This is a genomic window from Asanoa sp. NPDC050611 (genome assembly GCF_040654855.1).
Lineage (GTDB): Bacteria > Actinomycetota > Actinomycetes > Mycobacteriales > Micromonosporaceae > Asanoa.
Genome location: NZ_JBFAIU010000122.1, coordinates 1 through 20,093, shown reverse-complemented (window position 1 = coordinate 20,093; position 20,093 = coordinate 1). Strand labels below are relative to the sequence as shown.

At 69.8% G+C, this 20,093-nt stretch carries 22 protein-coding genes and 2 pseudogenes; 12 read left to right on the top strand and 12 right to left on the bottom strand.

Features of this window, described 5'->3' with window-relative positions:
* Window positions 1–653, bottom strand: a pseudogene (locus AB0H87_RS19990) (hypothetical protein); the annotation flags it as partial.
* A 184-nt stretch (window positions 654–837) separates the two neighbouring features.
* A complete protein-coding gene (locus AB0H87_RS19985) occupies window positions 838–1,758 on the bottom strand; it encodes an AraC family transcriptional regulator (protein WP_360147350.1) in 921 nt (306 codons plus the stop codon).
* Window positions 1,759–1,832: 74 nt separating this feature from the next.
* Between AB0H87_RS19985 and AB0H87_RS19980 the strand changes: the two genes are divergently transcribed.
* Entirely contained in the window at window positions 1,833–2,849 is a 1,017-nt protein-coding gene (locus AB0H87_RS19980; RefSeq protein ID WP_360147347.1) for an SDR family NAD(P)-dependent oxidoreductase, read from the top strand.
* An 84-nt stretch (window positions 2,850–2,933) separates the two neighbouring features.
* Here AB0H87_RS19980 and AB0H87_RS19975 read toward each other — a convergent pair whose 3' ends face one another.
* On the bottom strand, window positions 2,934–3,536 hold the full coding sequence (locus tag AB0H87_RS19975; RefSeq protein WP_360147344.1) for a TetR family transcriptional regulator: 603 nt from the start codon (window positions 3,534–3,536) through the stop codon (window positions 2,934–2,936).
* Between the two features lie 82 nt (window positions 3,537–3,618).
* Between AB0H87_RS19975 and AB0H87_RS19970 the strand changes: the two genes are divergently transcribed.
* A complete protein-coding gene (locus tag AB0H87_RS19970; RefSeq protein ID WP_360147341.1) occupies window positions 3,619–4,569 on the top strand; it encodes a zinc-binding dehydrogenase in 951 nt (316 codons plus the stop codon).
* A 94-nt stretch (window positions 4,570–4,663) separates the two neighbouring features.
* On the top strand, window positions 4,664–5,995 hold the full coding sequence (locus tag AB0H87_RS19965; protein WP_360147338.1) for an FAD-binding oxidoreductase: 1,332 nt from the start codon (window positions 4,664–4,666) through the stop codon (window positions 5,993–5,995).
* A 17-nt stretch (window positions 5,996–6,012) separates the two neighbouring features.
* Here the strand turns inward: AB0H87_RS19965 and AB0H87_RS19960 are convergent, their stop codons facing one another.
* Window positions 6,013–7,326, bottom strand: a complete 1,314-nt coding sequence (locus AB0H87_RS19960; RefSeq protein WP_360147335.1) for a hypothetical protein — start codon at window positions 7,324–7,326, stop codon at window positions 6,013–6,015.
* A 136-nt stretch (window positions 7,327–7,462) separates the two neighbouring features.
* Here AB0H87_RS19960 and AB0H87_RS19955 point away from each other — a divergent pair, with 136 nt between their 5' ends.
* Window positions 7,463–8,239 carry a maleylpyruvate isomerase family mycothiol-dependent enzyme gene (locus AB0H87_RS19955; RefSeq protein WP_360147332.1) on the top strand — a complete coding sequence of 259 codons (777 nt, stop codon included), beginning with the start codon at window positions 7,463–7,465 and terminating at the stop codon, window positions 8,237–8,239.
* A 43-nt stretch (window positions 8,240–8,282) separates the two neighbouring features.
* Entirely contained in the window at window positions 8,283–8,654 is a 372-nt protein-coding gene (locus AB0H87_RS19950) for a hypothetical protein (protein ID WP_360147329.1), read from the top strand.
* A 6-nt stretch (window positions 8,655–8,660) separates the two neighbouring features.
* Here the strand turns inward: AB0H87_RS19950 and AB0H87_RS19945 are convergent, their stop codons facing one another.
* Complete coding sequence (locus tag AB0H87_RS19945) at window positions 8,661–9,230, bottom strand: helix-turn-helix domain-containing protein (protein ID WP_360147326.1); 570 nt, start codon at window positions 9,228–9,230, stop codon at window positions 8,661–8,663.
* Between the two features lie 49 nt (window positions 9,231–9,279).
* Here AB0H87_RS19945 and AB0H87_RS19940 point away from each other — a divergent pair, with 49 nt between their 5' ends.
* Entirely contained in the window at window positions 9,280–10,233 is a 954-nt protein-coding gene (locus AB0H87_RS19940) for an SAM-dependent methyltransferase (RefSeq protein WP_360147323.1), read from the top strand.
* Here the strand turns inward: AB0H87_RS19940 and AB0H87_RS19935 are convergent.
* A complete protein-coding gene (locus tag AB0H87_RS19935) occupies window positions 10,164–10,643 on the bottom strand; it encodes an Lrp/AsnC family transcriptional regulator (RefSeq protein ID WP_360147320.1) in 480 nt (159 codons plus the stop codon). The two genes, AB0H87_RS19940 and AB0H87_RS19935, sit on opposite strands and share 70 nt — an antisense overlap.
* Before the next feature lie 117 nt (window positions 10,644–10,760).
* On the opposite strand from AB0H87_RS19935, the gene AB0H87_RS19930 reads away from it, so the two are divergent.
* Window positions 10,761–11,345: a dihydrofolate reductase family protein gene (locus AB0H87_RS19930; RefSeq protein WP_360147317.1), complete on the top strand. Its 585-nt coding sequence runs from the start codon at window positions 10,761–10,763 to the stop codon at window positions 11,343–11,345.
* A 128-nt stretch (window positions 11,346–11,473) separates the two neighbouring features.
* Here AB0H87_RS19930 and AB0H87_RS19925 read toward each other — a convergent pair whose 3' ends face one another.
* Complete coding sequence (locus tag AB0H87_RS19925; RefSeq protein WP_360147314.1) at window positions 11,474–12,775, bottom strand: serine hydrolase domain-containing protein; 1,302 nt, start codon at window positions 12,773–12,775, stop codon at window positions 11,474–11,476.
* A 56-nt stretch (window positions 12,776–12,831) separates the two neighbouring features.
* Between AB0H87_RS19925 and AB0H87_RS19920 the strand changes: the two genes are divergently transcribed.
* Entirely contained in the window at window positions 12,832–13,413 is a 582-nt protein-coding gene (locus AB0H87_RS19920) for a hypothetical protein (protein ID WP_360147311.1), read from the top strand.
* Between the two features lie 6 nt (window positions 13,414–13,419).
* Here AB0H87_RS19920 and lepB read toward each other — a convergent pair whose 3' ends face one another.
* Entirely contained in the window at window positions 13,420–13,947 is a 528-nt protein-coding gene (gene lepB, locus AB0H87_RS19915) for a signal peptidase I (protein WP_360147308.1), read from the bottom strand.
* A gap of 41 nt (window positions 13,948–13,988) precedes the next feature.
* On the bottom strand, window positions 13,989–14,267 hold the full coding sequence (locus tag AB0H87_RS19910) for a hypothetical protein (protein ID WP_360147305.1): 279 nt from the start codon (window positions 14,265–14,267) through the stop codon (window positions 13,989–13,991).
* Between the two features lie 251 nt (window positions 14,268–14,518).
* Between AB0H87_RS19910 and AB0H87_RS19905 the strand changes: the two genes are divergently transcribed.
* Window positions 14,519–16,156 carry a SpoIIE family protein phosphatase gene (locus AB0H87_RS19905; RefSeq protein ID WP_360147302.1) on the top strand — a complete coding sequence of 546 codons (1,638 nt, stop codon included), beginning with the start codon at window positions 14,519–14,521 and terminating at the stop codon, window positions 16,154–16,156.
* Window positions 16,157–16,172: 16 nt separating this feature from the next.
* Here AB0H87_RS19905 and AB0H87_RS19900 read toward each other — a convergent pair whose 3' ends face one another.
* The 3 genes from AB0H87_RS19900 to AB0H87_RS19890 form a co-directional block, all read right to left on the bottom strand.
* Window positions 16,173–16,565, bottom strand: a complete 393-nt coding sequence (locus AB0H87_RS19900) for an ATP-binding protein (RefSeq protein WP_360147299.1) — start codon at window positions 16,563–16,565, stop codon at window positions 16,173–16,175.
* Window position 16,566: 1 nt separating this feature from the next.
* Window positions 16,567–16,905: an STAS domain-containing protein gene (locus tag AB0H87_RS19895; protein ID WP_360147296.1), complete on the bottom strand. Its 339-nt coding sequence runs from the start codon at window positions 16,903–16,905 to the stop codon at window positions 16,567–16,569.
* A 143-nt stretch (window positions 16,906–17,048) separates the two neighbouring features.
* A complete protein-coding gene (locus AB0H87_RS19890) occupies window positions 17,049–17,726 on the bottom strand; it encodes a hypothetical protein (RefSeq protein WP_360147293.1) in 678 nt (225 codons plus the stop codon).
* A 170-nt stretch (window positions 17,727–17,896) separates the two neighbouring features.
* Between AB0H87_RS19890 and AB0H87_RS19885 the strand changes: the two genes are divergently transcribed.
* The 3 genes and pseudogenes from AB0H87_RS19885 to AB0H87_RS19875 form a co-directional block, all read left to right on the top strand.
* A complete protein-coding gene (locus tag AB0H87_RS19885) occupies window positions 17,897–19,021 on the top strand; it encodes a histidine kinase (protein ID WP_360147290.1) in 1,125 nt (374 codons plus the stop codon).
* Entirely contained in the window at window positions 19,018–19,686 is a 669-nt protein-coding gene (locus tag AB0H87_RS19880) for a response regulator transcription factor (protein ID WP_360147287.1), read from the top strand. The genes AB0H87_RS19885 and AB0H87_RS19880 overlap by 4 nt, the downstream gene beginning before the upstream one ends.
* Window positions 19,687–19,816: 130 nt before the next feature.
* Window positions 19,817–20,093, top strand: a pseudogene (locus tag AB0H87_RS19875) (hypothetical protein); the annotation flags it as partial.

Genomic DNA, 20,093 nt, shown 5'->3' with positions numbered 1-20,093 from the left:
GGGTCGAGCCCCAGGGAGCCCCGCAACGCCGCCTTGGCGGCCGGATCCGCCGGACCCGGTCGGAACTCCGCACGTACGGGGATCCCGATGACGTCGCACCGGTCCGGCGCGGTGCCGGCGAGCCGCCGGCCCTCGCGCGACAGTTCGGCGGTCGGCGTCACCACCCGGTCCACCGCCAACTGCCACCAGCTGCGGTGCGCGGTTCCCAGGTCCGTGACGACGGTCGTCAACGCCGGGCCGGGTGTGCCTCCGCCGCGGACGGCCGCCGCGGACGCGGCGAGCAGCGGGTGTAACGCGACCATCGCCAACGGCTGGTGACGGGCCACCGCCGCGGCGATCGGTCCCGACACGAAGTGTCTCAGCAGGCACTGCAGAACCCGCCGCAGCGGCCGGGCGTTGGTCGCGTGGAACAGGACGGACCACAGCCACGGGGCCGCCCGCACCAGCGGGCCATATCGCCGGCACACCCAACCGACGATCCGGTTGGCCTCCGCGCCGGTCAGCGGGTCGCAGGTAACCGTGGCCAGCTCGTCCGGGTACCGGCAGTGCACGGCCTGCCGAATGGCTTCCGCAGCCGCGCGGTGCCCGCCGCCGGTGTCAGCGGTCAACAGGAGAATCACGCGCGGCCCGGCCAGCTCCGCCGATGCCGTCATGAGCGCTCCGGACGGCTGCGGATCCGACCCCAGGGTTTGCGCCTGCCTGTCACCCATTCATTCTCTTGGCGGTCGACTGAGCGTCGTCCGTCCGCGAGCTGACTCAGCCGTACGCCTGCTGACGTAGCCCTGGCGCGAGCGTGCCGATTCGATCGGGTGTGCCGGCACCATCGACAGCGCGGAGCTAGTCCGCCCGCACCTGGTACCGGTAGCGCATCGGTGACATGCCCACCTCGCGTTTGAAGGCGGTGCTGAAGGCGCTTTCGGACGCGTATCCCAGGTGGGAGGCGAGCGAACCGACACGGACGTCGCCGTCGCGGAGGGCGCGTTGCGCGAGCAGCATCCGCCAACGGCTGAGGTAGGTGAGCGGCGGCATTCCGGCAACGGTCCGGAAGCGTTCGGCGAAGGACGTGCGCGACATCGCCGCGGCACGCGCCAGCTCCTGCAGGCCCCAGGGCTTTCCGGGTTCGGTGTGGATGAGGGTGAGGGCCGGGCGCAGCCGTTCGTCGGTCAGCACTCGTAGCCAGCCCGGCGGCAGCACGACCTGGTCGACGTAGGCGCGCAGCACCTCCAGCAGCAGGAGCTGGCCGTGCTGCCGGATCGCGAACGCCGAGCCGCTCCGCTCGCGCGTCGCCTCGTCGAACAGCCGGTCGAGGGTTCCGCGCAGGTTGGCAGCCGCGGCGGCCGACGCCCGCACGCGCGCAACCGGGGGCAGTGCCTGGAGCAGCAGTGTCCGACCTGCCTCGTTCAGGTCCACGCGGACCCCGATGACGATGTCGTCGATGCCGCGGTCGACGCCGGCGAGACCGGTGAGGGGATCGTGCTCCACCGGGACGACCTCGTGCGGGAGTCCGTCGCCCGTGCCTCCTTCGAGCGCCAGCCATGACCGACTGTTCACGATCGCCACGTCACCCGGCTCGAGCTCGATGGGAGCGTCGAGGCCGTCGGTGGTCAGCCGGGCGCTGCCGCTCACCATCGCGAACAACTTCAACGGATCCTGCATCGGCGTGCGCGACACCCACCGGCCGGTGGCTGCGACCCCGCCGGTCAGCAGGCCACGCACCTCGACGAGGTCCAACGCCTCGGACAGCTGATCGGTCGTCACGCCCGTACTATCGCGCAAGAAATCCGGATCGACAACTATTCAGCGTCCGGCTACCCCGGCGCAGAGTTGTTGGCATGACACAGCACACGACCCACCGGCAGCACCCCATCGGATCCGGATTCAACGCGGCCTCGACAGCCGACGACGTGCTCGCGGGCATCGATCTGTCGGGCCGGAACGCCGTCATCACCGGCGGCCATGTCGGGCTCGGTCTGGAGATGACGCGGGCACTGAGCAAGGCCGGCGCGGCCGTGACGGTGGGAACGCGCGACCCCGGTCGCGCCGCCGCGGCACTCGCGGGTATCGAGCGCGTGGAGGTCAGCCAGCTGGACCTGCTGGACCCCGCGTCGATCGACGCGTTCGTCGCCCGGTACCTCGACTCCGGGCGCCCGCTGCACATGCTGTTCAACAACGCCGGCATCATGGCCGGTCCGCTCGTGCGGGACGTGCGCGGCTACGAGTCGCATTTCGCGACCAACCACCTCGGGCACTTCCAGCTCACCCTGGGACTGCGGCCTGCCCTGCGCGCCGCGCGCGGCGCCCGGGTCGTCAACACGACCTCCGGTGCCTTCCGGCTCTCCGGCATCCGCTGGGACGACCCGCATTTCACCACCGGCGGCTACGACGGCCACCTTGCCTACGGCCAGTCCAAGACCGCCAACGTGCTGTTCGCCGTCGAGCTGGACCGGCGATGGGCCGGGGACGGTATCCGCGGCTACGCCGCACACCCGGGCGTCGTCCTCGACACCAACCTGGGACCCTTGCGCGCCGCGGGCGACGAGCCGACCCCGTCGATGTCCGCCGACGAGCAGCGAGCCCACGGGCTGATCGACGAGTCCGGCCGGCCGGTCATCGACCCGGATCGTGGCTTGAAGACGCCGCAGCAGGGAGCCAGCACGATGGTGTTCGCGGCCACCAGCCCACTGCTCGCGGGCATCGGCGGCGTGTACCTCAGGGACAACGAGATCTCACCCCTCGACGAGGTCGAACCGATCCGGCCGGGCCTGATCACCGATGTCGTCCCCCACGCCATCGACGCGGAGTCGGCCCGCCGGCTCTGGCAGCTGAGTGCGGAACTGCTCAAGGCATAGCAGCCGGTGAAGAGGGCCTCGACCGATCCGGTGGAGGCCCCCTTCGGTGTGGTCAGGACGCCAGGCTGAACGCGAAGCCGCCGGCTAGCTCTCGTCGGGCAGGTGCAGGACGAGACGGGCCGCGTCGCGGTAAAGGTCGTCGGCGGTGCGGCCAACGCTGAAATACTCGGTGACCCCGCGGGTGACCACCGGAAAACGCGCCCGCAGCGCGTCGATGTCGAAGTCCGGCGGATCGGGTGCCGGCGACTGTTCTTCCAGGACCCAGCCGACCGTGTAGCGCTCGCCGGCCAGCACGAGCAGGCGGGCATGGTGCAGATCCATGCCGTGCTCGACGAGCGTGGCCATGGCCAGTTCGGAGAAGTCGCCGCGGCGCATCGAGTAGCGGGCGCCGGCGACGATGCGGGCGCCGTCGCGATGCCGCAGCAGCGCCGCCCGCAACTGCCCGAGGGCGGCGAGCAGCCACTCGCGAGCGTCGCTAGCGGGCGCCGGGGCGGCGCCGATGGCCTCGTCCATGATCGCGTCGGCCAGGGCGTCGACGAGCGCGGCCTTGTTCTTGACGTGCCAGTACAGCGTCGGTGCTTGAACACCCAACCGAGCCGCGAGGGTACGCAGGCTCAGCGCGTCCAAGCCGTCGTCGTCGACCAACCGCATCGCCTCCTGCAGCACCTGATCGCGGTTGAGCGGCACCCGACTACTCCCTTGCGCGACGTCTCGAACGGTGTTAGACACATACCGTATCTCTCTAACACTGTAAGAGAAGGAGCCGGATGTGAAGGCAGCAGTGGTCGACCGGCCCGGCGGGGTCCCGGAGATCCGCGAGGTCCCCGATCCGCAGGCGCACGACGGCGAAGTGCTGGTGACCGTGGCCGCGGTCGCCGTGGAGAACGTGGACCGCGCGATCGTGGCCGGCACGCACTACACCGCGGCCGAGTTCCAGTCCGCCCTCCCCGCCATCCCTTGCTTCGACGGCATCGGCCACCTTCCCGACGGCACGACGGTGGGCTTCGGCGGCCTGCGACCACCGCGCGGTGCCCTCGCCGAGCACGTGGTCGTCCCGGTGGCGCACACCGTCCCGATCCCCGACGGGATCGAACCGCCGACCGCCGCGGCGCTGTCGTCGGCGATCACCGCCATGACCATGCGTACGGCCGGTGGCTTGACCGCCGGTGAGACGGTGCTGATCCAGGGCGCCACCGGCGTCGCCGGCCGCCTCGCCGTCCAGGTCGCCCGGCTGCTCGGCGCCGGCCGCGTCGTCGCCACCGGGCGAGACCCGGCCGCGCTCAAGGAGGTCGGGGCCGACGCTGTCATCAACACCGCGGTCGACGACGAGCAGGTGGTACGGGCCTTTCGCGAGAACGCCGGCGAAAGGTACGACGTCGTCCTCGACTACCTGTGGGGGCGCCCGACCGAGCTGCTCGCCCGCGCCCTCGTCCCGGACAGCTTCGCCCTGCCCAAGCCCACCAGGCTCGTGCAGATCGGCGAGTCCGCCGGGCCGGACATCCGGCTCACCGCGGACGCCCTGCGCACCTCGGGCCTCGAGATCTACGGCGCCGCACGCAACGCCGCCACCGGCATGGCCACCGCTTACCAGCAGGTCGTCGAGTGGGTCCTCACCGGTGCGCTCACCATCCCGATCGTCACGATGCCGCTGCGCAGCATCGCCGAGGCATGGACCCGCACCGACCTTCGCGGCCGCCGCCTGGTCATCGTCCCGGGCTGAGCCGGTTGGGCCTTGGCCGGCCACGCCGCGGGTAATGCGGACAAGTCGGGGTAGTCGACAGGGTTCAACCGCCCTGCCTCGGAAGGAAGGCCCCATGAGCACAGCTTTGGACACGCTCCGCCGGGACTTCGGTGGCGAGATCATCGGACCCGACGTGGCGGAGTACGAGTCGGCGAGCCGCTCACTGCTGGCATCGGGCAGGCCCGCCCAGGTGTTGCGGCCCAGGTCCGTCGGTGACGTGTGCGCCGCGGTCCGGTTCGCGGCCGGCAAGGTGCTGTCCGTACGCGGTGGCGGGCACGGCTTTCCCGGTTTCGGCACCAACGACGGCGGTGTCGTGATCGACCTGGTTCACCTCGATGAGGTGACGGTCGTCGACAGCGAACGCGGCATCGTGCGGATCGGGGGCGGCGCCCGGTGGGGCCCCGTCGCGGTCGCGTTGGCACCGCACGGCCTGGCGATCTCGGCCGGTGACACCAAGGACGTCGGCGTCGGCGGTCTGACGTTGGACGGCGGCATCGGTTGGAAGGTCAGGAAGTACGGACTCGCGCTCGACGGCGTGGCCGCCGCCGAAGTGGTCACCGCCGACGGCGAGGTCGTGCACGCGTCCGCGCAGGAACATCCCGAGCTTTTCTGGGCGATCCGCGGTGGCGGCGGCAACTTCGGGATCGTGACCGCGTTCGACTTCGTGGCACACCGCACCACTGAGGTGTTCCACGGTCGGATCGCCTTCCCGGCCGCCGAGGTGCCCACCGTGCTGAACAGGTGGTCGGACTACATGCGCACGGCGTCGGAGGACCTCACGTCGGTGGCGAACTTCGCCAACCCGATGGCGGGCGGGCCCAAGGCACCCATGGAGATCCACGTGGTCTTCGACGGCGACGACGAGAAGCAGGCCGCGACCGCCCTCGACCCGATCCGCGACCTGGGAACGGTGGTCGAGGACGACGTCGCGCTCAAGCCGTACGCGGAGACGCTCGTGGACGGGGTCGTCCCACCGCCGGGCCTGCGCATCGTCAACAGAAGCGCGTTCGTCGACCGTGACTCGGAGACCGAAGCCCTGCGGATCCTCGCCGCGGCGGGTGCGGCCGACCATCCGCCGTTCATCGCCGTACGCAGTGTCGGCGGTGCGGTGGCCCGGGTCCCGGACGATGCCACCGCGTACGCGCACCGCGAAGCTGAGTTGATGTTCGTGACGACGACCGCAGGTCCGCCGCCGGTGGTCGACGCCGCCCGCCCGGGGCTGGATGCCATCTGGGCCAGTCTGACACCGCACATCGACGGGCTCTACGCGAACTTCCTGTCCACCGCCACGGACGAGGACATCGCCGCCATCTACCCGCCGGAGACCTACCAGCGGCTCTCGGCCGTCAAGCGCCAGTACGACCCGGGCAACCTGTTCGCCCTCAACTACAACATCCGTCCATAGCGCACCGGTGGGCGTTCCTACCGCCGGTCACTGAGCACAGGCGTAGCCCAGTAGATGTAGCTGTCCTCGTCTCGCACGAGCATCAGCACGAGCTGTAGGTCGACGGCCGCCTGCTTGCCGGGGTCGGCTCCCGCGCTGCGGAACCACAGGACACCGGAGTCAGAGTCCACTGCCACCGCCATGGGTTCGTTGGTGCCTCCGGCCCGGACGACGTTCGACAGCCATGAATATCGTGCGGGGAGGACGCGGCTCCATTCGCCGTACCAGCCGGCGCCGTCAGCTCCGTACAGGAAGATCGCATCGTTGGTGTGGCTGTCGAAACCGAACAGCCGGTAGTAGGTCCCATCCGGCGCGGGCCGGGTGACATCGACCCGACCGATGAGTTCCGCCGGCAGGGATTCCGCACCGATGTTGCTGATCTGGGGGTCCTGCTTGAGGCCCAGCCGGGCCTGGACAGCCGGCACGCGGTCAAGGCGAGCGACCTGGATCTGGCCGGTGGCGTGGGCCTCCTCCGGACCGAAGGGTGCCTGGTGGGCCAGCCTGATCGGGACCGCCCACGCGATGGGCAGCACGGCGACCATGGCCAGGGCCCACCACGTGCGGCCGCGCCAACGACCGGTCACCGTTGTCAGCACCAGCAGGACGATGGCCACCAGCCACACTGCCTGGACGTGGCGAGGTGCCTCCGCATAGGGACCCGGCACAGCCTCCGTCCACACCCGGGCCAGACACAACAGGGCGAGGGCCAGGCCGCCGGCAGTTAGACCCCGCACCGCATCGGTGGTGGCCGCCGGCCCGAGGTCCGGGTCGAGTGGAAACTGGTCGCGGGGTCGGTAGCGCTTGGCATATCGCGTGGCAGCGAACACGACCAGGACCGTGGCCAACGCGCCGGCTCCCCACGCCAGCAGCGGTCCGTAGCCCACGCCTTCACCGCGCAGCGACACGGCAGCCGTCGTCCACAGCAGTCCGACCGCGGCCAGCATCAGATTCCACCGGGACGACACACGAACCGGTTGTTCGGCACGGCCGCCGCCGGCGCGCTCGGCCAGCTCGACCGCGATCGAACCCACCAACCAGCCCGCGACCATCGGCACGAACGCGAAATCGACTCGATCGTCCGGAATCGAACCGACCAGACCGATGCTCGCCCCTACGAGAACGCCGGCGGCCCGTGCGCGACGGCGCCGGGTCAGATAGCTCCGCAACTCCGCCCGGCCCGACACGGTCGGTGTCAACGCATACACGGCGATGAACCGGTCCACCCGTGCGTCCGTCACCCGCTTGGCGTACAGCCACAGGCCGACGCCGAAGAAGACAAGAAGCAGCAGCACTACAGCAGTCGGCATGACTCCCCCGGTCCGCGCGTGAGGTGCCCAGCACTGTACAGATGATCGTCAACCTGTGGCGGCGAAGGCCGGATGAAGGTTGGCGGTGCTAATTTTTCCGGAGCACTTGGAGGTGTTAACGATGGATACGTCCGCGTATTTGAACTCCGTTGTCGAACAGACGAGCACATTCGCCGATTGGGTGGACGGTAGGGATGCGTCCACGCCGGTGCCGACATGTCCGAAGTGGACGCTGACCGAGCTTGTCGACCATCTCGGCGCCACGCAGCGCATGGTGACGATGCTCGTGAACGAGCGGTTGGCCGAGCCGAGCAGGGCGTTCGCCGCCTACGTCCCGGGTCCGACCGACTCGACCCAGTGGCGAGCCTGGCTGACCGACGGCGCGGCCGCGGCGAAGCAGGCGTTCGAATCGGTCGCCGACGACGCACAGGTGTGGGATCCGGCCGGCGGCGCCGCGGGCGTGCCGTTCTGGTCACGCCGGCTCTTCGGCGAGGCCAGCGTGCACCGCGCGGACGCGGCCGGGGCGCTCGGCACACGGTACGAGCTGGCGCCGGAGCTCGCCGTGGCGGCCATCGAGGACTGGCTGGACACGATGACGTCCCGCGGCTACTGGGAGAACCGACCGGACTTCGCCGAGGGGATGCGCGGCAACGGCCAGACCCTGCATTTCCACGCCAGCGACGCGCCCGGCGAGTGGGTGGCACGCCGCGAACCGGACAAGGTCGTCCTGGAACGCACGCACACCAAGGCGGACGTCGCGGTCCGCGGTCCCGCCGCCGACCTGCTGCTCGTGCTGAGCCGGCGCCGCCCGATCGATGCCGCGCCCACCCTGGAGGTGCACGGGGATCGGGCCCTGTTCGACCGGTGGATCGAGCACATGGACTGGGTCTCCGACTGATCCTCTCCTCGGTGCTGCGGCGGTGGGTGACAGACTGGCGCCCATGGTGTCAATCGTTCGTCTTTATGCGGACCAGCAAGGTCATGCCCGTTTCGAAGACGTCGAGATCGCCCTCTCCCCTGACGACGCGCCGCCGGACGCGATGACCGTGTCGGCGCCGTTCGCGGCGTCCGCGGCGCTGTTCGGTCGCGCGCCGGCGGGCGGCGGTCACCCCGCGCAGCCGGAGCACCGACGTCAACTGGTGATCGGGGTGTCCGGCTCGGTCGAGGTGACCGCCACGGGCGAGACCCGCGCCTTCGGCCCAGGCGATGTGCTCCTGGTCGAGGACACGACCGGAACCGGCCACAGCAGCCAGACGTCCGAAGGGTTCGTCGCCGCCTTCATCCTGCTGGAGCCGGCCCGGCCAGCAACCTGATCCGCTTCAGGCTTGGAACGCTTGGATCATGAGCGCGGCGAAGCGCCGGGTGGCTGCGGTTCGTGCTGTCGGCGTACCCGCGCGGATGCCGTTGCTTGCCATGATCATGAGGTGCAGCTCGCCCAGGCCGACGTCGGGGCGCAGGCGGCCCGTGTCCTTGGCCCGGCGGACCAGTTCGGCCGCGGAGACCATCGACGAAGCGCGCATGGCGGCGAAGTCCATCGCTTCCGGGAACGTGGCCTTGAACCCCGCGGTGAAGCCGCGGTCGTGTGCCTGCAGCACACAGAGCCGCTCGACCACACGACAGAAGCCGCGCCACGGGTCGGGGTCGGCGAGCCCCTGGTCCATCGTGGATCGCCACGCGCGTTCCTGCTCGGTGAACGCACTGGCCGCGAGGATCTCCTTCGTCGCGAAATGACGGTAGACGGTTGCGGGACCGATCTCGGCGCGTCGGGCGATCCGCCGGATCGGGGCGTCCAGGCCATCGGTGACGAACACGGCGCGCGCCGCGTCGAGGATGCGGCCGCGGTTGTCCCGGGCGTCCGAGCGCTGGTTGTGCGGCAAACGAGCGGTCACCGCTCTCACTTTAAGTCAGGCGGACAGGGGTACCCGTTACGGTCCGCTCGTGACTTCGACCAGGCACGACGGAGACGACTGGGACCTCGCTTCCAGCGTCGGCGCGACCGCGACCATGGCCGCGATGGCCCGCGCGATAGCGACCCGCACGGATCGGGCGCGAATCGACGACCCGTTCGCCGAACCGCTCGTCCAGGCGGTCGGCATCGACCTCCTCACCCGTCTGGCGACCGGTGAACTGCCGCCCGACGACCTGGTCGAGCGGGTAGCGATCGACGGAGCCAAGGTGCGCACCAGGTTCTACGACGAGTTCTTCGTCGAGGCGACGAACGCGGGGATCACGCAGGTCGTGATCCTGGCTTCGGGCCTGGACTCGCGTGCCTACCGGCTGTCGTGGCCGACCGGCACCGTGGTGTACGAGGTCGACCAGCCCCAGGTCATCGCGTTCAAGACCCGCACGCTGGCGGAGCTGGGTGCCGCGCCCACCGCCGACCGACGGGTGGCCGCCGTCGACCTGCGCGACGACTGGCCCACCGCGCTGCGTACCGCCGGATTCGACCCGGCCCGGCCGACCGCGTGGAGCGCCGAAGGCCTGCTCGGTTACCTGCCGCCCGCGGCGCAGGACCGCCTGCTCGACACCGTCACCGAACTCAGCGCGCCGGGAAGCCGGCTGGCCACCGAAAGCAGGCCCAACCCGCGACCGGGCGACGAGGACAGGACGAAGAGAGGCCTGGACAGCATCTCCGAACGCTGGCGCGCGCACGGCTTCGACACCGACATGGCGAGGCTGCGATATCTCGGTGAGCGCAACGAAGCCGCCACCTACCTGGCCGACCGCGGATGGTCGCTGACCGTCATCACTACCCGAGACCTGTTCGCCGCCGACGACCTTCCACCCCTCGACAACGACGACTTGCGGATGAGCGACCTGCGCTACGTCAGCGCCCGCGTCGGCAGGGTGCCACTGGTGCGCACCGGGTCGAGCACGAACAGCGTCGTGTAGCGGCGCACGTTGGGCGCCTCGTCGAACAGCCGCTTCGCGACCTCGGTGTGGTGCGCCATGCCGCTGCTCGCCACCATGACGACGTAGTCCCAGTCGCCCGAGACGTCGTAGATCTGCTGCACCTCGCTCGCCGCGAGCAGCCGCTCGCGGAACTCCTGATGGCGCCGGCCGGACTCGCGCTCGAGCGTCACCAGGCAGACCGCCAGCAGCACGGCGGGCACCCGGGCCGGATCGAGCACCGTCACCTGCCTGGCGATCACACCCTGCCGGCGGTAGCGGCCGATCCGCCGCTGCACCGCGCTGGGCGAGAGGGAGACCAGGTCGCCCAGCTCGCGCAGGGTCCGCCCGGAGTCGCGCTGGAGCAGGTCGAGCAACTGATGGTCGACGTCGTCGAACGCGAGATCCGCCACGCAACAATTTTGCGTTCCGGCGCCAAACTTTTCAATCGGGACCACCGCGGGTACGGCTAGCGTCGGCTGGGAGCGCGGGGCCGACGAACCGCGCCGTACGCCTAAGGAGCGGTCGTCATGTCCTCATCGGTGCTCTTCATGTCGATGTCCCTCGACGGATACATCGCCGGTCCGAACGACGGGCCGGACAACCCCGGCGGTGACGGCGGAGCGGTCGAGCGGCTCCACGCGTGGGGATACACCAGCGCCGGGGAGCTGCGACGGTCGGGTCCCGCGGGCGAGATGGCCGCCGCGATGGAGGCGACCGGCGCGGTGGTCGCCGGGCGGCGCACCGCGGAGCAGGTCGGGCACTGGGGTGGCGCCCACCACGGCATGCCCGTCTTCGTGGCCAGCCACCGGCCGCCGGGCCCGGCGGCGGCGAACCATCCGCTGGTGACCTACGTGACCGACGGGATCGCGAGCGCGATGGCCAAGGCCAAAGCCGCCGCGGGCGGGCGGGACGTCATGGTGCACGGCGCGTACACGGCACAACGCGCGCTCGAGGCCGGCGTCCTCGACGAGATGCAGATCCACCAGATCCCGGTGCTGCTCGGCGCGGGCCGCCGTCTGTTCGACGTCCTGCCGACGCGGGTCGAGCTGGAGGTCGTCCAGGTGCTCGACACCCCGGACGCGACCCACATCCGGTACCGCGTCCGCCGCTGATCGACCCTCCGTCCAGAGGGCAGGACGACCCCGGTCCACATCGGACCGGGGACGCCTCTCACCCTTCAGACGAGCGATGACCCCTGGATGACCTGGACCTGAACGCCCGGCAAGGCTTGCGCCCGCCCTCAGACCCCCGGCGGGCGGTCCGGGACGAGCAGGGTGGCGATCTCCCTGCCGAGCGAGAGCGCGTTGTCGGTGTTCGCGTTCGACGTCGGCCCCAATGTCACGTAGGCGATGACCAATGTCCGCGTCCGCGTGTCGTAGTACGCGACACCGTCGTATCCCGCATAGGCCGGATTCATGAAGAACCAGTCGCCGTCGTGCGCGACACCGTAGGCGAAGAACTTGGTGTCCGTGAGGCCGGCGAGCCCGGCCGTCGAAGGGGCCATCATGGCCTCGTGCTGCTCCTCGGTCAGGAGTCGGCCGTCGGCGAGGGCCCGGATCCAGGTGGCGACGTCGGCCACGGTGGTCGTCATGTTGCCGCTGTGGCGGAACGCCGTGGGGTTCCAGAACGTCGAGTCCTCGAAGACGCCGCGCTCATTGGTGTAGGCGTGCAGATAGGGCTCGCTGATCTGCGACGTGAGCACGACCTTGCTGTCGCGCATCGCCAGCGGGTCCAGGATCCGCTCCTGCAACAGGTCGGCGAGCGGTTCGCCGGTCGCCCTCTGCAACACCTCACCCAACAGGACCAGATCGCTGTGGGCGTACGCGAAGCTGGTCCCGGGTGCGAACAGCGGTGGGCGCTGATTGGCAAGTGCGAGCAGCTGCTCAGCCGTGAATCCGGTGAAGGGGTTCGCGTAGAACTCTTTCAGGAAGTTGGGGTTCGTCACGTAGTCCGAGACACCCGATGTGCTGCTGGCCAGCATCCTGGGCGTGATCTGTGCCGCGCGCGGGAAGTCGGGCAGCCACTTCGCGATCGGTTCGTCCTGGCTGAGGACGCCTTCGCCGTCGAGCTGCAGCAGCACCGTGGAGAGCATCGGCTCCATCGGCTGCCCGATTCGCACGAGCATCTCGGGGCTCGCCGGCAGTCCGATGGGCGAGTCGCCGGCCGCGCCTGCGGCGATCAGGTCGTCGCCGCGCCAGACTCCGTACACCGCGCTGGTCAGGTCCCGCTCCTTCATCTTTCGCGCGACGATATCGGCGATCATTTGGCTGTCCGGATCGACGGACTGCGTCGCGGGGCCGCCGTCGCTGGCGCTGACGAGGCCCAGGGCAAGGACCGCGACTACGACGGTGGACGGCCAACGCCGCAGCCGGCTCGAAACGATCATGGACAGCCGCCCTTTGTGGAAGAAACGGTGGACCCCTGGTTTCGTGAAGGTACCTCGCGTCTGCCCATTGTGATCCGATTTCAGCGGTATTCGATCACCGCCCACCGGGGCCTTCGGCATGGCGTCGCGTTCTCGACACAGCGGCGACAACGCCATCGGGAGATCTCAGGCTAGGACGACGAGACCTTTCACGACGGCACGAGGCGGTGCACATGAGCGACGACATCCGCGTACGGGGCGGCAAGCACACACTGGTTGCCACCGGGGACACGATGACGATCGACGACAACGACACGTACGACCTCAAGGCTCTGAAGGCGGTCAGCTACGACGCGGTGCGGCGTCACCTCAACGGGGCTTACCAGGGCACCGACTTCAAGATCCAGTTCAAGCAGGACAAACGTACGCGGATGTTCGTCATGGTCGCCAACCACCGGGACGAGAACCTCGACGAATACCGGAAGTCGTGGCTCCTGCTCGTCGACCGCATCGAAGCCATCGCGATCCCGCAGCTGGGCGACAAGATCGTTGCCGCTGTACGTGCCGGCGAGACGGTGTCGATCGGCCCCGCCGGCGGCAAGGTCGTGCTGAGCCCCGAAGGTGTGAAGAAGGGCGGGCTGTTCGGCAAGCCGGTGCCGTGGAGCCAGGTGACCGGCACCGACGTCGGCGACGGAAGCGTCCGCGTGTTGGGCAGCAAGGCGCCCGGCGCCGCGGAGACGGTCATCGGCGGGGTCCACGTCGCGGAGTGGAACAGTCGCGTCCTGCCGTACGTGGTGAGCCGGTTGCGGGCCTGACGCCGGTCAGCTGACCATCACGGCGAACACCGACGTCTCCGGTATCGGTCCGGCGCAGCGGGAGTCGTTCGACGCCACGCGGTTGTCGCCCATGACGAAGAGGGTGCCGGTCGCCACGGCCACCGGACCGAACCGGCGCGGTAGGCAACTGTCCGGACCCGGTGGGGTGTCCAGTGGCGAATCCTGGGTCACGTACGGCTCGGCCAGCGGCTTGCCGTCGATCGTCACCTTGCCGGCCGCGTCACAGCACGCGACGGTCTCGCCGCCGACCGCGACGACCCGCTTGAGGAACGGCGTCTGCCGGTCACCCCATCGCCCGCCCGGCGGGTGGAACAGGACGACGTCGCCGTGCCGGGGCTCGTACTTGTCCCCGACCGCCCGTGCGTTGATGACCTGCCCGGACTTGACCGCCGGCTCCATGCTGCCGCCACCCTGGGTGAACCGTTCGGTCTGGGCCACCGGAGCCTCGGAGGCGCATCCGCTCATCCCGGCCACCACAACCACGACGGCGGCCAGCGCCGAGAGCCTTCTCATCCGGCCGATGATCGCAGAGTGCGGCGGCACCGTGTTGCCGGTCACCCGGCGGGTTCGATACGCAGGACGGCCACGGTGCCGTCGATCTGGACGACCTCCAGGCTCATCACGTCGTTGACGGTCGCGACGGTTCCGACCTGGCAGCTCATCCTGACACCGCCGCCGCCTTGCGACGACACGCCGCCGCCACCATTACAGTTCGCAATGCTGTAGCCGGACCCGGTGAGCGGTGCGGTCATCTCGACTGCGGCGGCCGTGATGGCCGTAACCTCGATCGGCCCGAGGCCATACTTCTCCGGCACGGCCACGACGTCGCCCACGGCAACCTCGATCTGGCACGTCCCAGCAGCGCACGGCCCGGTCGGCGCAGGCGACGCGGTGGCGACCTGGGTGGGGGGCTTGCTGTCGGACGTCCCGCTCCAGGAGCTTGCCGAGCACGACGCGAGAGCAGCGGACAGGACCATCACAACCGCAGCGCATGACGTTCTCCGCATTACGGCAGCCCCGAAACTCGACGCCAACTCGAACCCCTCCCCCGCGGCAACCGACAGGCGCGACCCTACGTCATGCGATGTCGCGAACACCGCGGCCGGGCGACGACCGCCACGGCGGGGAGGGCCACGTCGCGGTCGTCGATACTAGGCTGCTGCACATGGCACCCACCGGCGCCGGCGGGGCAGCGCGGGCCTCGGCCGGGCTCGACGAGGCCGCGGTCACGTCGGTCGTCCGCGAGCTGCTCGCCGTCGTACCGCCGGGATGCTCGTGGCTTCTTCCGATCATGGGCGCGGACGGCGACGTGGCCGACTACGTCGTGGCAGCGGTCAGCGACGACGGCAACGACCTCTACGGCCGCGGCCCGAGGCGCGTCGACCAGCGGTTGAGCGAGCTCTATCCGAGCATGGTCGGCGGGCCGCTGTGGGATCTCTACCGTCGGGTCCTGTCGACCGGCGAGCCCAGCGAAGGCGTGGATTTCCGGTACGCGGAACGACGGGCCGGCGTCGTGGCCGAAGCGGCGTTCGAGGTCAGCGTCTACCGCGTGCTGGGTGGACTGCTGGTCCGGTGGGAGCGGGTGGACGAGGCGCGGCAGCGGCTCGAACGCACCGAGTTGTTGGGGCGGCTCGGCTGGGCCGAGTACGACCTCGCCACCGGACACAGCGACTGGTCACCCGGCATGTTCCGGATCTTCGAACGCGACCCGGCGGCCGGACCGCTGTCCCGCGCGGAACAGGGTGCCGCGATGCTCGACCAGGACCGCGGCGTCGCCGAGACGGCGTGGCAAACCCTTGACAGCGGCACGGCGTCCGACGTCACGGTCCGGTTCCGGATCGGCGGCTCGGTCAAGCACCTGCGAATCCTCTCCGACGTCGTCTGCGACGGTGAGGGAACACCGCTGAAGATCAACGCCGTCGTCCAGGACGTCACCGCCCGGGAGAATACGCGCACGGCCATCCACCGGCTGACCGACCAGTTGCGACGGCGGGAGACAACCGCGGTGGCCGAACACCGGCTCGCGGCGCAACTGCAGAATCTGATCCAACCGGTGCCGCGCGAGCCGTTCCGGATCGGCAACCTCCGGGCGATGGTGACGTACCTGCCGGCCGAGAGCGCCATGAACGTCGGCGGCGACTGGTACCACGCCGCCGCGCTGGCCGACGGTCCTGTGGTGCTCGGTGTCGGCGATGTGGCCGGCCACGGGCTCCAGGCGGCAAACGGCATGGCGCACCTGCGGTTCTCGTTGATCGCGTGGCTGTCGATCGGCATCCGCGATCCCGGACTGCTGCTCGGCCACATGAACCAGCTGTGCGCGCAGCTGAAGATCACCGCTACCGCGTTGGTCGCGGTGTACGACCCCGCAACCCGCACGCTGACGTGGTCACGAGCCGGCCACATGCCGCCGATGCTCGGCCGGGCCGGGACGGCTCACGACCTCGGCGGGCCCGTCCAGCTGCTCCTGGGCGCCGAAACCACCACGGCGTACTCCGCCACCTCCGTGCCGCTGCGGACTGAAGACGTCGTCGTGCTCTACACCGACGGGTTGATCGAACGCCGCGACGGCGGCACGTCAGCGAGGGTGGACGAGCTGCGGCAGGCGCTGTCGAAGGCGTCCGTCGGGGCCGACGCCGACCCGTTGGACCGGTTACGTGACGTCCTTCAGGTTGCCAGCCCGGACGACGACACCTGCGCGCTCACGGTGCAGATCGTCCCGTGAAGCTGCGACGCCGGCATCACAGGTCGAGGCTGAGCCGGACCACAGTCCCGTGCGCAGTGGTCGACGACGACACCTCGTCGCACACCCGCTCCACAATCGCCAACCCTCGCCCGCGAACCGCGCCGGGTGCGGGCATCTCCCGTCCGAATTGGCGCGGCGCGCCCTGATCGCTGACCTCGCATACAAGACGCCCATCCAACGCCCGCACCGCGACCTGGCCCGCACCGGAGCTGTGCTGCAACGTGTTCGTCGCGAGCTCGCTGACCGCCAGCACCAGCAGATCCGCCCGCTCCGGTGCCAGCCCGTGCGCCTGCGCATGCGTGCGGACGAAGGCCCGCACCACTGGGAGGTCTTGGGGCTCGCGATAGGCCAGCGCTGCCGATTCGCCGCTTTCTGGAAGGTCGCGCACGTCAGGGCTCCTCGGCGCCGCCGTGGCCGTCGACGGGCGGGCTCAGCAAGCCGTCGAGCCCGGTCAGCTCGAGCACACGGGCCACCTCCCCCGCCGCGTTGACGACGTAAAACCTGCGTCGCTTGTCGCGGGCGGCGTGATATCCCACGATCAGTCCGTGGACCCCGCTCGAGTCCATGAACCGCAACCCGGCCAGGTCGACGACCACGACCGCGGCTTCGTCAACGGCGGACACCAGGACCGAGGTGAACTGCTCGCGGACGGTCAGGTCGCATTCGCCGGACACCGACACCACGGTCCGTTCCGGTTCGGCGAACGTGCGCGCCTGGAACTGGACCACGTGCCGCCGCCCTCCGCTCGTTCGCTGCCGATGGACGGAAGTCATCATCGCACCAAACGGCGCCACCCACCGTAGATCATCACGTCCGATACATCAGCCGATCCGGACATCGGGGCGGACGACATCGAGCCGGGTCGCTTCGGTCAGGCAGTGGTGCTAGCTCCGCTGGACGGTGTCGGCAGGGGCCGTCGGGTGTGGCGGCGCGCTCCCATCGCCCGGCCGGCGAACCCCCAGGCGAACAGCATCGGCAGGGCGCCGGCTCCCATTGCGACCAGCGAGCTGAGCACGACCAGCAGCGGCAACCAGAGGATGAGCAGCCACGCGGTGGCTCGAGGACGGAAGCCGCGTCGCAGCAAGGCTATGCCGAGTGTCAGGGATCCGAGCACGCTGATCAACGTGCCGGGAATGCCGAGGAACAGGAAGGACTCATCGATCCACGGCGTGAAGTAGTCACTGACCAGCGAGGCGCTCGCAAGGACAAGTCCGGTCAGCGCGACTGGCCATGCGAGGCGTTCAAGGCCGCTGCGTCGGCGGGTGCTGTGAACCAGAAATGCGCACGCGGTCGCGGCCACGAACAGAACCAACCATCCCTTGCCGTACGTGATGTAGACCGTGTCGGGGTCGGACCACTGCAGCAACGGGCGAAGACGCTCGGCGGCCGGTTCGGCCCACAGCCGCGTCGGCGCGAACCGGAGGTCCTCGCGGCCATCCTCGGTGGCGAACCTACTCAGTGCGTGGACGGGTGCCAGTGCGACTCCCGCCCATGCCGCGATCCACGCCGAACGCCCGACCACCCGGACCACGCTGCTCGAGGGACGCATGACAACCTCCGCATCATTCGAGGGCCTTTTCAAGGCCTTGGCTTTCGACGCTAGAAAGCACGCGGAGCCGCGTCGTCAAACCGCGATTTGAATGGTTGTCAACCCTGCGGTTGACGCACGCGGATGCTCGTCGGCCTAGCCTGACTGGTGTGACACCGAGTGGTGTACGCGTGTGGCGTGACGCTGTCATCCCGGTCGCGCTGGCGGCCTTGGGCAGCGTCGAACTGGTCTCGCTCGGGGTGCCGAGGCTGTCAGCGGCGATCGCGGTCGAGGTCACGGCGTGCGCGCTGCTGGTCCTTCGCAGAACCGCGACGCTTCTGGTCTGCACGACGGCCGCACTGACGTTGGTGGCGCTGCCTTACCTCGGTGCGGAACTGGACCAGCCGGCCGCGCCCATCCTCATCGCGGCGTTGGCGTCCTTCTCCCTCGCCCGGTATCTGCCGCGTCACCGGGGGCTGCTGGGCATCGTGGTCCTCATCCTCGCCTTGATCGCGACGCAACGGATCACCATGTCACCGCCGCCGGACCTGGCGGGTGCGATCTTCGTCGTGGCGATACTCGCGCCGCCGTACGCGTTCGGCTGGCTGACCCGTCGCCTGGCCGACGGTCACGCGCTCCATACCGAGCTACTCCTCGAGCGCCAGGAGGCGCTGCGCCGCGAGGCCGTGGCGTCCGAGCGGGCCCGGATCGCCCGCGACCTGCACGACGTGCTCGCCCACTCGGTGAGCGCCATGGTCGTGCAGGCCGAGGCGGCGGCGGACCTGGTCCCGCACGCGCCCGGCCGCGCGGTGGCGGCGCTGCACGAGGTGACCGCAGCGGGGCGGTCGGCGCTGGCGGAGACCGGGCACCTGCTGCGGCTGATCCGCGACAGCCAGGACGAGCTCGGGTTGTCCCGCGACCACGGGCTGGACCAGCTGGACAACCTGATCGCTCGCTTCGATCATGCCGGGCTTCGGGTCGATGTTCGAGTCGACGGATCGTTGGAAGCGCTGCCCGTCGGTGTCGACTCCGCCGGCTACCGGATCGTTCAGGAGACGTTGACCAACGCACTCAAACATGGCCGCGACGGCCGGGCCACGCTCACCATCGTCCGGACGGAATCCGCGGTGACGATCGCCGCCCTCAACCACGCCGCCACCTGCGACCAACCGGTTGGCGGACCGCAACCTCGAGGACTTGGCCTCGTCGGGATGAAAGAACGCGTCGCGGCCCTCGGCGGCCACCTGTCCCACGAACTCGTCGACGGCGTCTTCGCTGTCACCGCGTGCCTGCCGCTGAATGTGGAACAGGCATGACCACCGTCGTCATCGCGGACGACCAGGATCTTGTCCGCTCCGGGTTGCAGCTGCTGCTCGCCGGTCGCGGCGTTGACGTCGTCGGTGAGGCCGCCAACGGCCGCGAGGCTGTCCAGGTCGTCGGACGCACCGCACCCGACGTCATCCTGATGGACGTCAGGATGCCGGTCCTCGACGGGATCGCGGCCACGGAGGCCATCGTCCGGACCGGGAGTCGGACCCGGGTACTCATGCTGACCACGTACGACCTGGACGAGTACGTCTACGGGGCCCTACGCGCCGGCGCGGCGGGATTCCTTCTCAAAGCAACCCCACCCGCGAAACTCGTCGCCGGCATCGAAATCGTGGCAGAAGGCGACGCACTGCTGGCGCCCACCGTCACGCGGCGGCTGATCGAGGAACACATCCGGCGGCCGCCACCGGCCGAAGGCGTCCCGTCGAGAATCGCCGCCCTCACCGAACGCGAACTCGACGTGCTGCGACACGTCGCACATGGGCTTTCCAATGTTGAGATCGCCGACACCCTCTTCGTCAGCCAAGCCACCGTCAAGACCCATCTCAACCGCATCCTGGCGAAACTTCAGCTGCGCGGCCGGGTGCAAGCCGTCGTCCTCGCCTACGAGATCGGGCTCGTCCGACCAGGCGACACAACCTCGGAGCATTGACCCTGGGAGGGTGCCCTGGCTCGCACCGGTGGCCGACCGGCCGGGCCCCCACGGTCAGCGGCAGCCTGTGTCAGCGGTCGTGTCAGGTCCGTGGCGGGGACATGGCAGGACGCCTGCCGATAGTCGACGCATGACGAACAACAGCCAGCACTTCGACACCCCCGCCCCGATCACCGCCGTCCTGACCATCCCCGCCGGCCGCGTCCAGTTCACCGCCGCCGACCGCGCCGACACCACCGTGCACATCCGACCCGTCAACGCCGCCAAGGCCCGCGACGTCAAAGCGGCACAACGGACCACCGTCGACTACCACGACGGCGTCCTGACCATCACCGACCCGACCCCGACACACAAGCTCATCGGCTCCTCCGGATCCGTCGAGGTCACCATCGCGCTGCCCACCGGCT

Bases quoted from the DNA above. Each gene is read 5' to 3' on its own strand.
- AB0H87_RS19890 (WP_360147293.1), bottom strand. From the start codon at position 17,726: ATGCGTCCCTCGAGCAGCGTGGTCCGGGTGGTCGGGCGTTCGGCGTGG.
- AB0H87_RS19980 (WP_360147347.1), top strand. From the start codon at position 1,833: ATGACACAGCACACGACCCACCGGCAGCACCCCATCGGATCCGGATTC.
- AB0H87_RS19905 (WP_360147302.1), top strand. From the start codon at position 14,519: ATGTCGCGAACACCGCGGCCGGGCGACGACCGCCACGGCGGGGAGGGC.
- AB0H87_RS19955 (WP_360147332.1), top strand. From the start codon at position 7,463: ATGGATACGTCCGCGTATTTGAACTCCGTTGTCGAACAGACGAGCACA.
- AB0H87_RS19965 (WP_360147338.1), top strand. From the start codon at position 4,664: ATGAGCACAGCTTTGGACACGCTCCGCCGGGACTTCGGTGGCGAGATC.
- AB0H87_RS19920 (WP_360147311.1), top strand. From the start codon at position 12,832: ATGAGCGACGACATCCGCGTACGGGGCGGCAAGCACACACTGGTTGCC.
- lepB (WP_360147308.1), bottom strand. From the start codon at position 13,947: ATGAGAAGGCTCTCGGCGCTGGCCGCCGTCGTGGTTGTGGTGGCCGGG.
- AB0H87_RS19930 (WP_360147317.1), top strand. From the start codon at position 10,761: ATGTCCTCATCGGTGCTCTTCATGTCGATGTCCCTCGACGGATACATC.
- AB0H87_RS19925 (WP_360147314.1), bottom strand. From the start codon at position 12,775: ATGGCGTTGTCGCCGCTGTGTCGAGAACGCGACGCCATGCCGAAGGCC.
- AB0H87_RS19880 (WP_360147287.1), top strand. From the start codon at position 19,018: ATGACCACCGTCGTCATCGCGGACGACCAGGATCTTGTCCGCTCCGGG.
- AB0H87_RS19950 (WP_360147329.1), top strand. From the start codon at position 8,283: ATGGTGTCAATCGTTCGTCTTTATGCGGACCAGCAAGGTCATGCCCGT.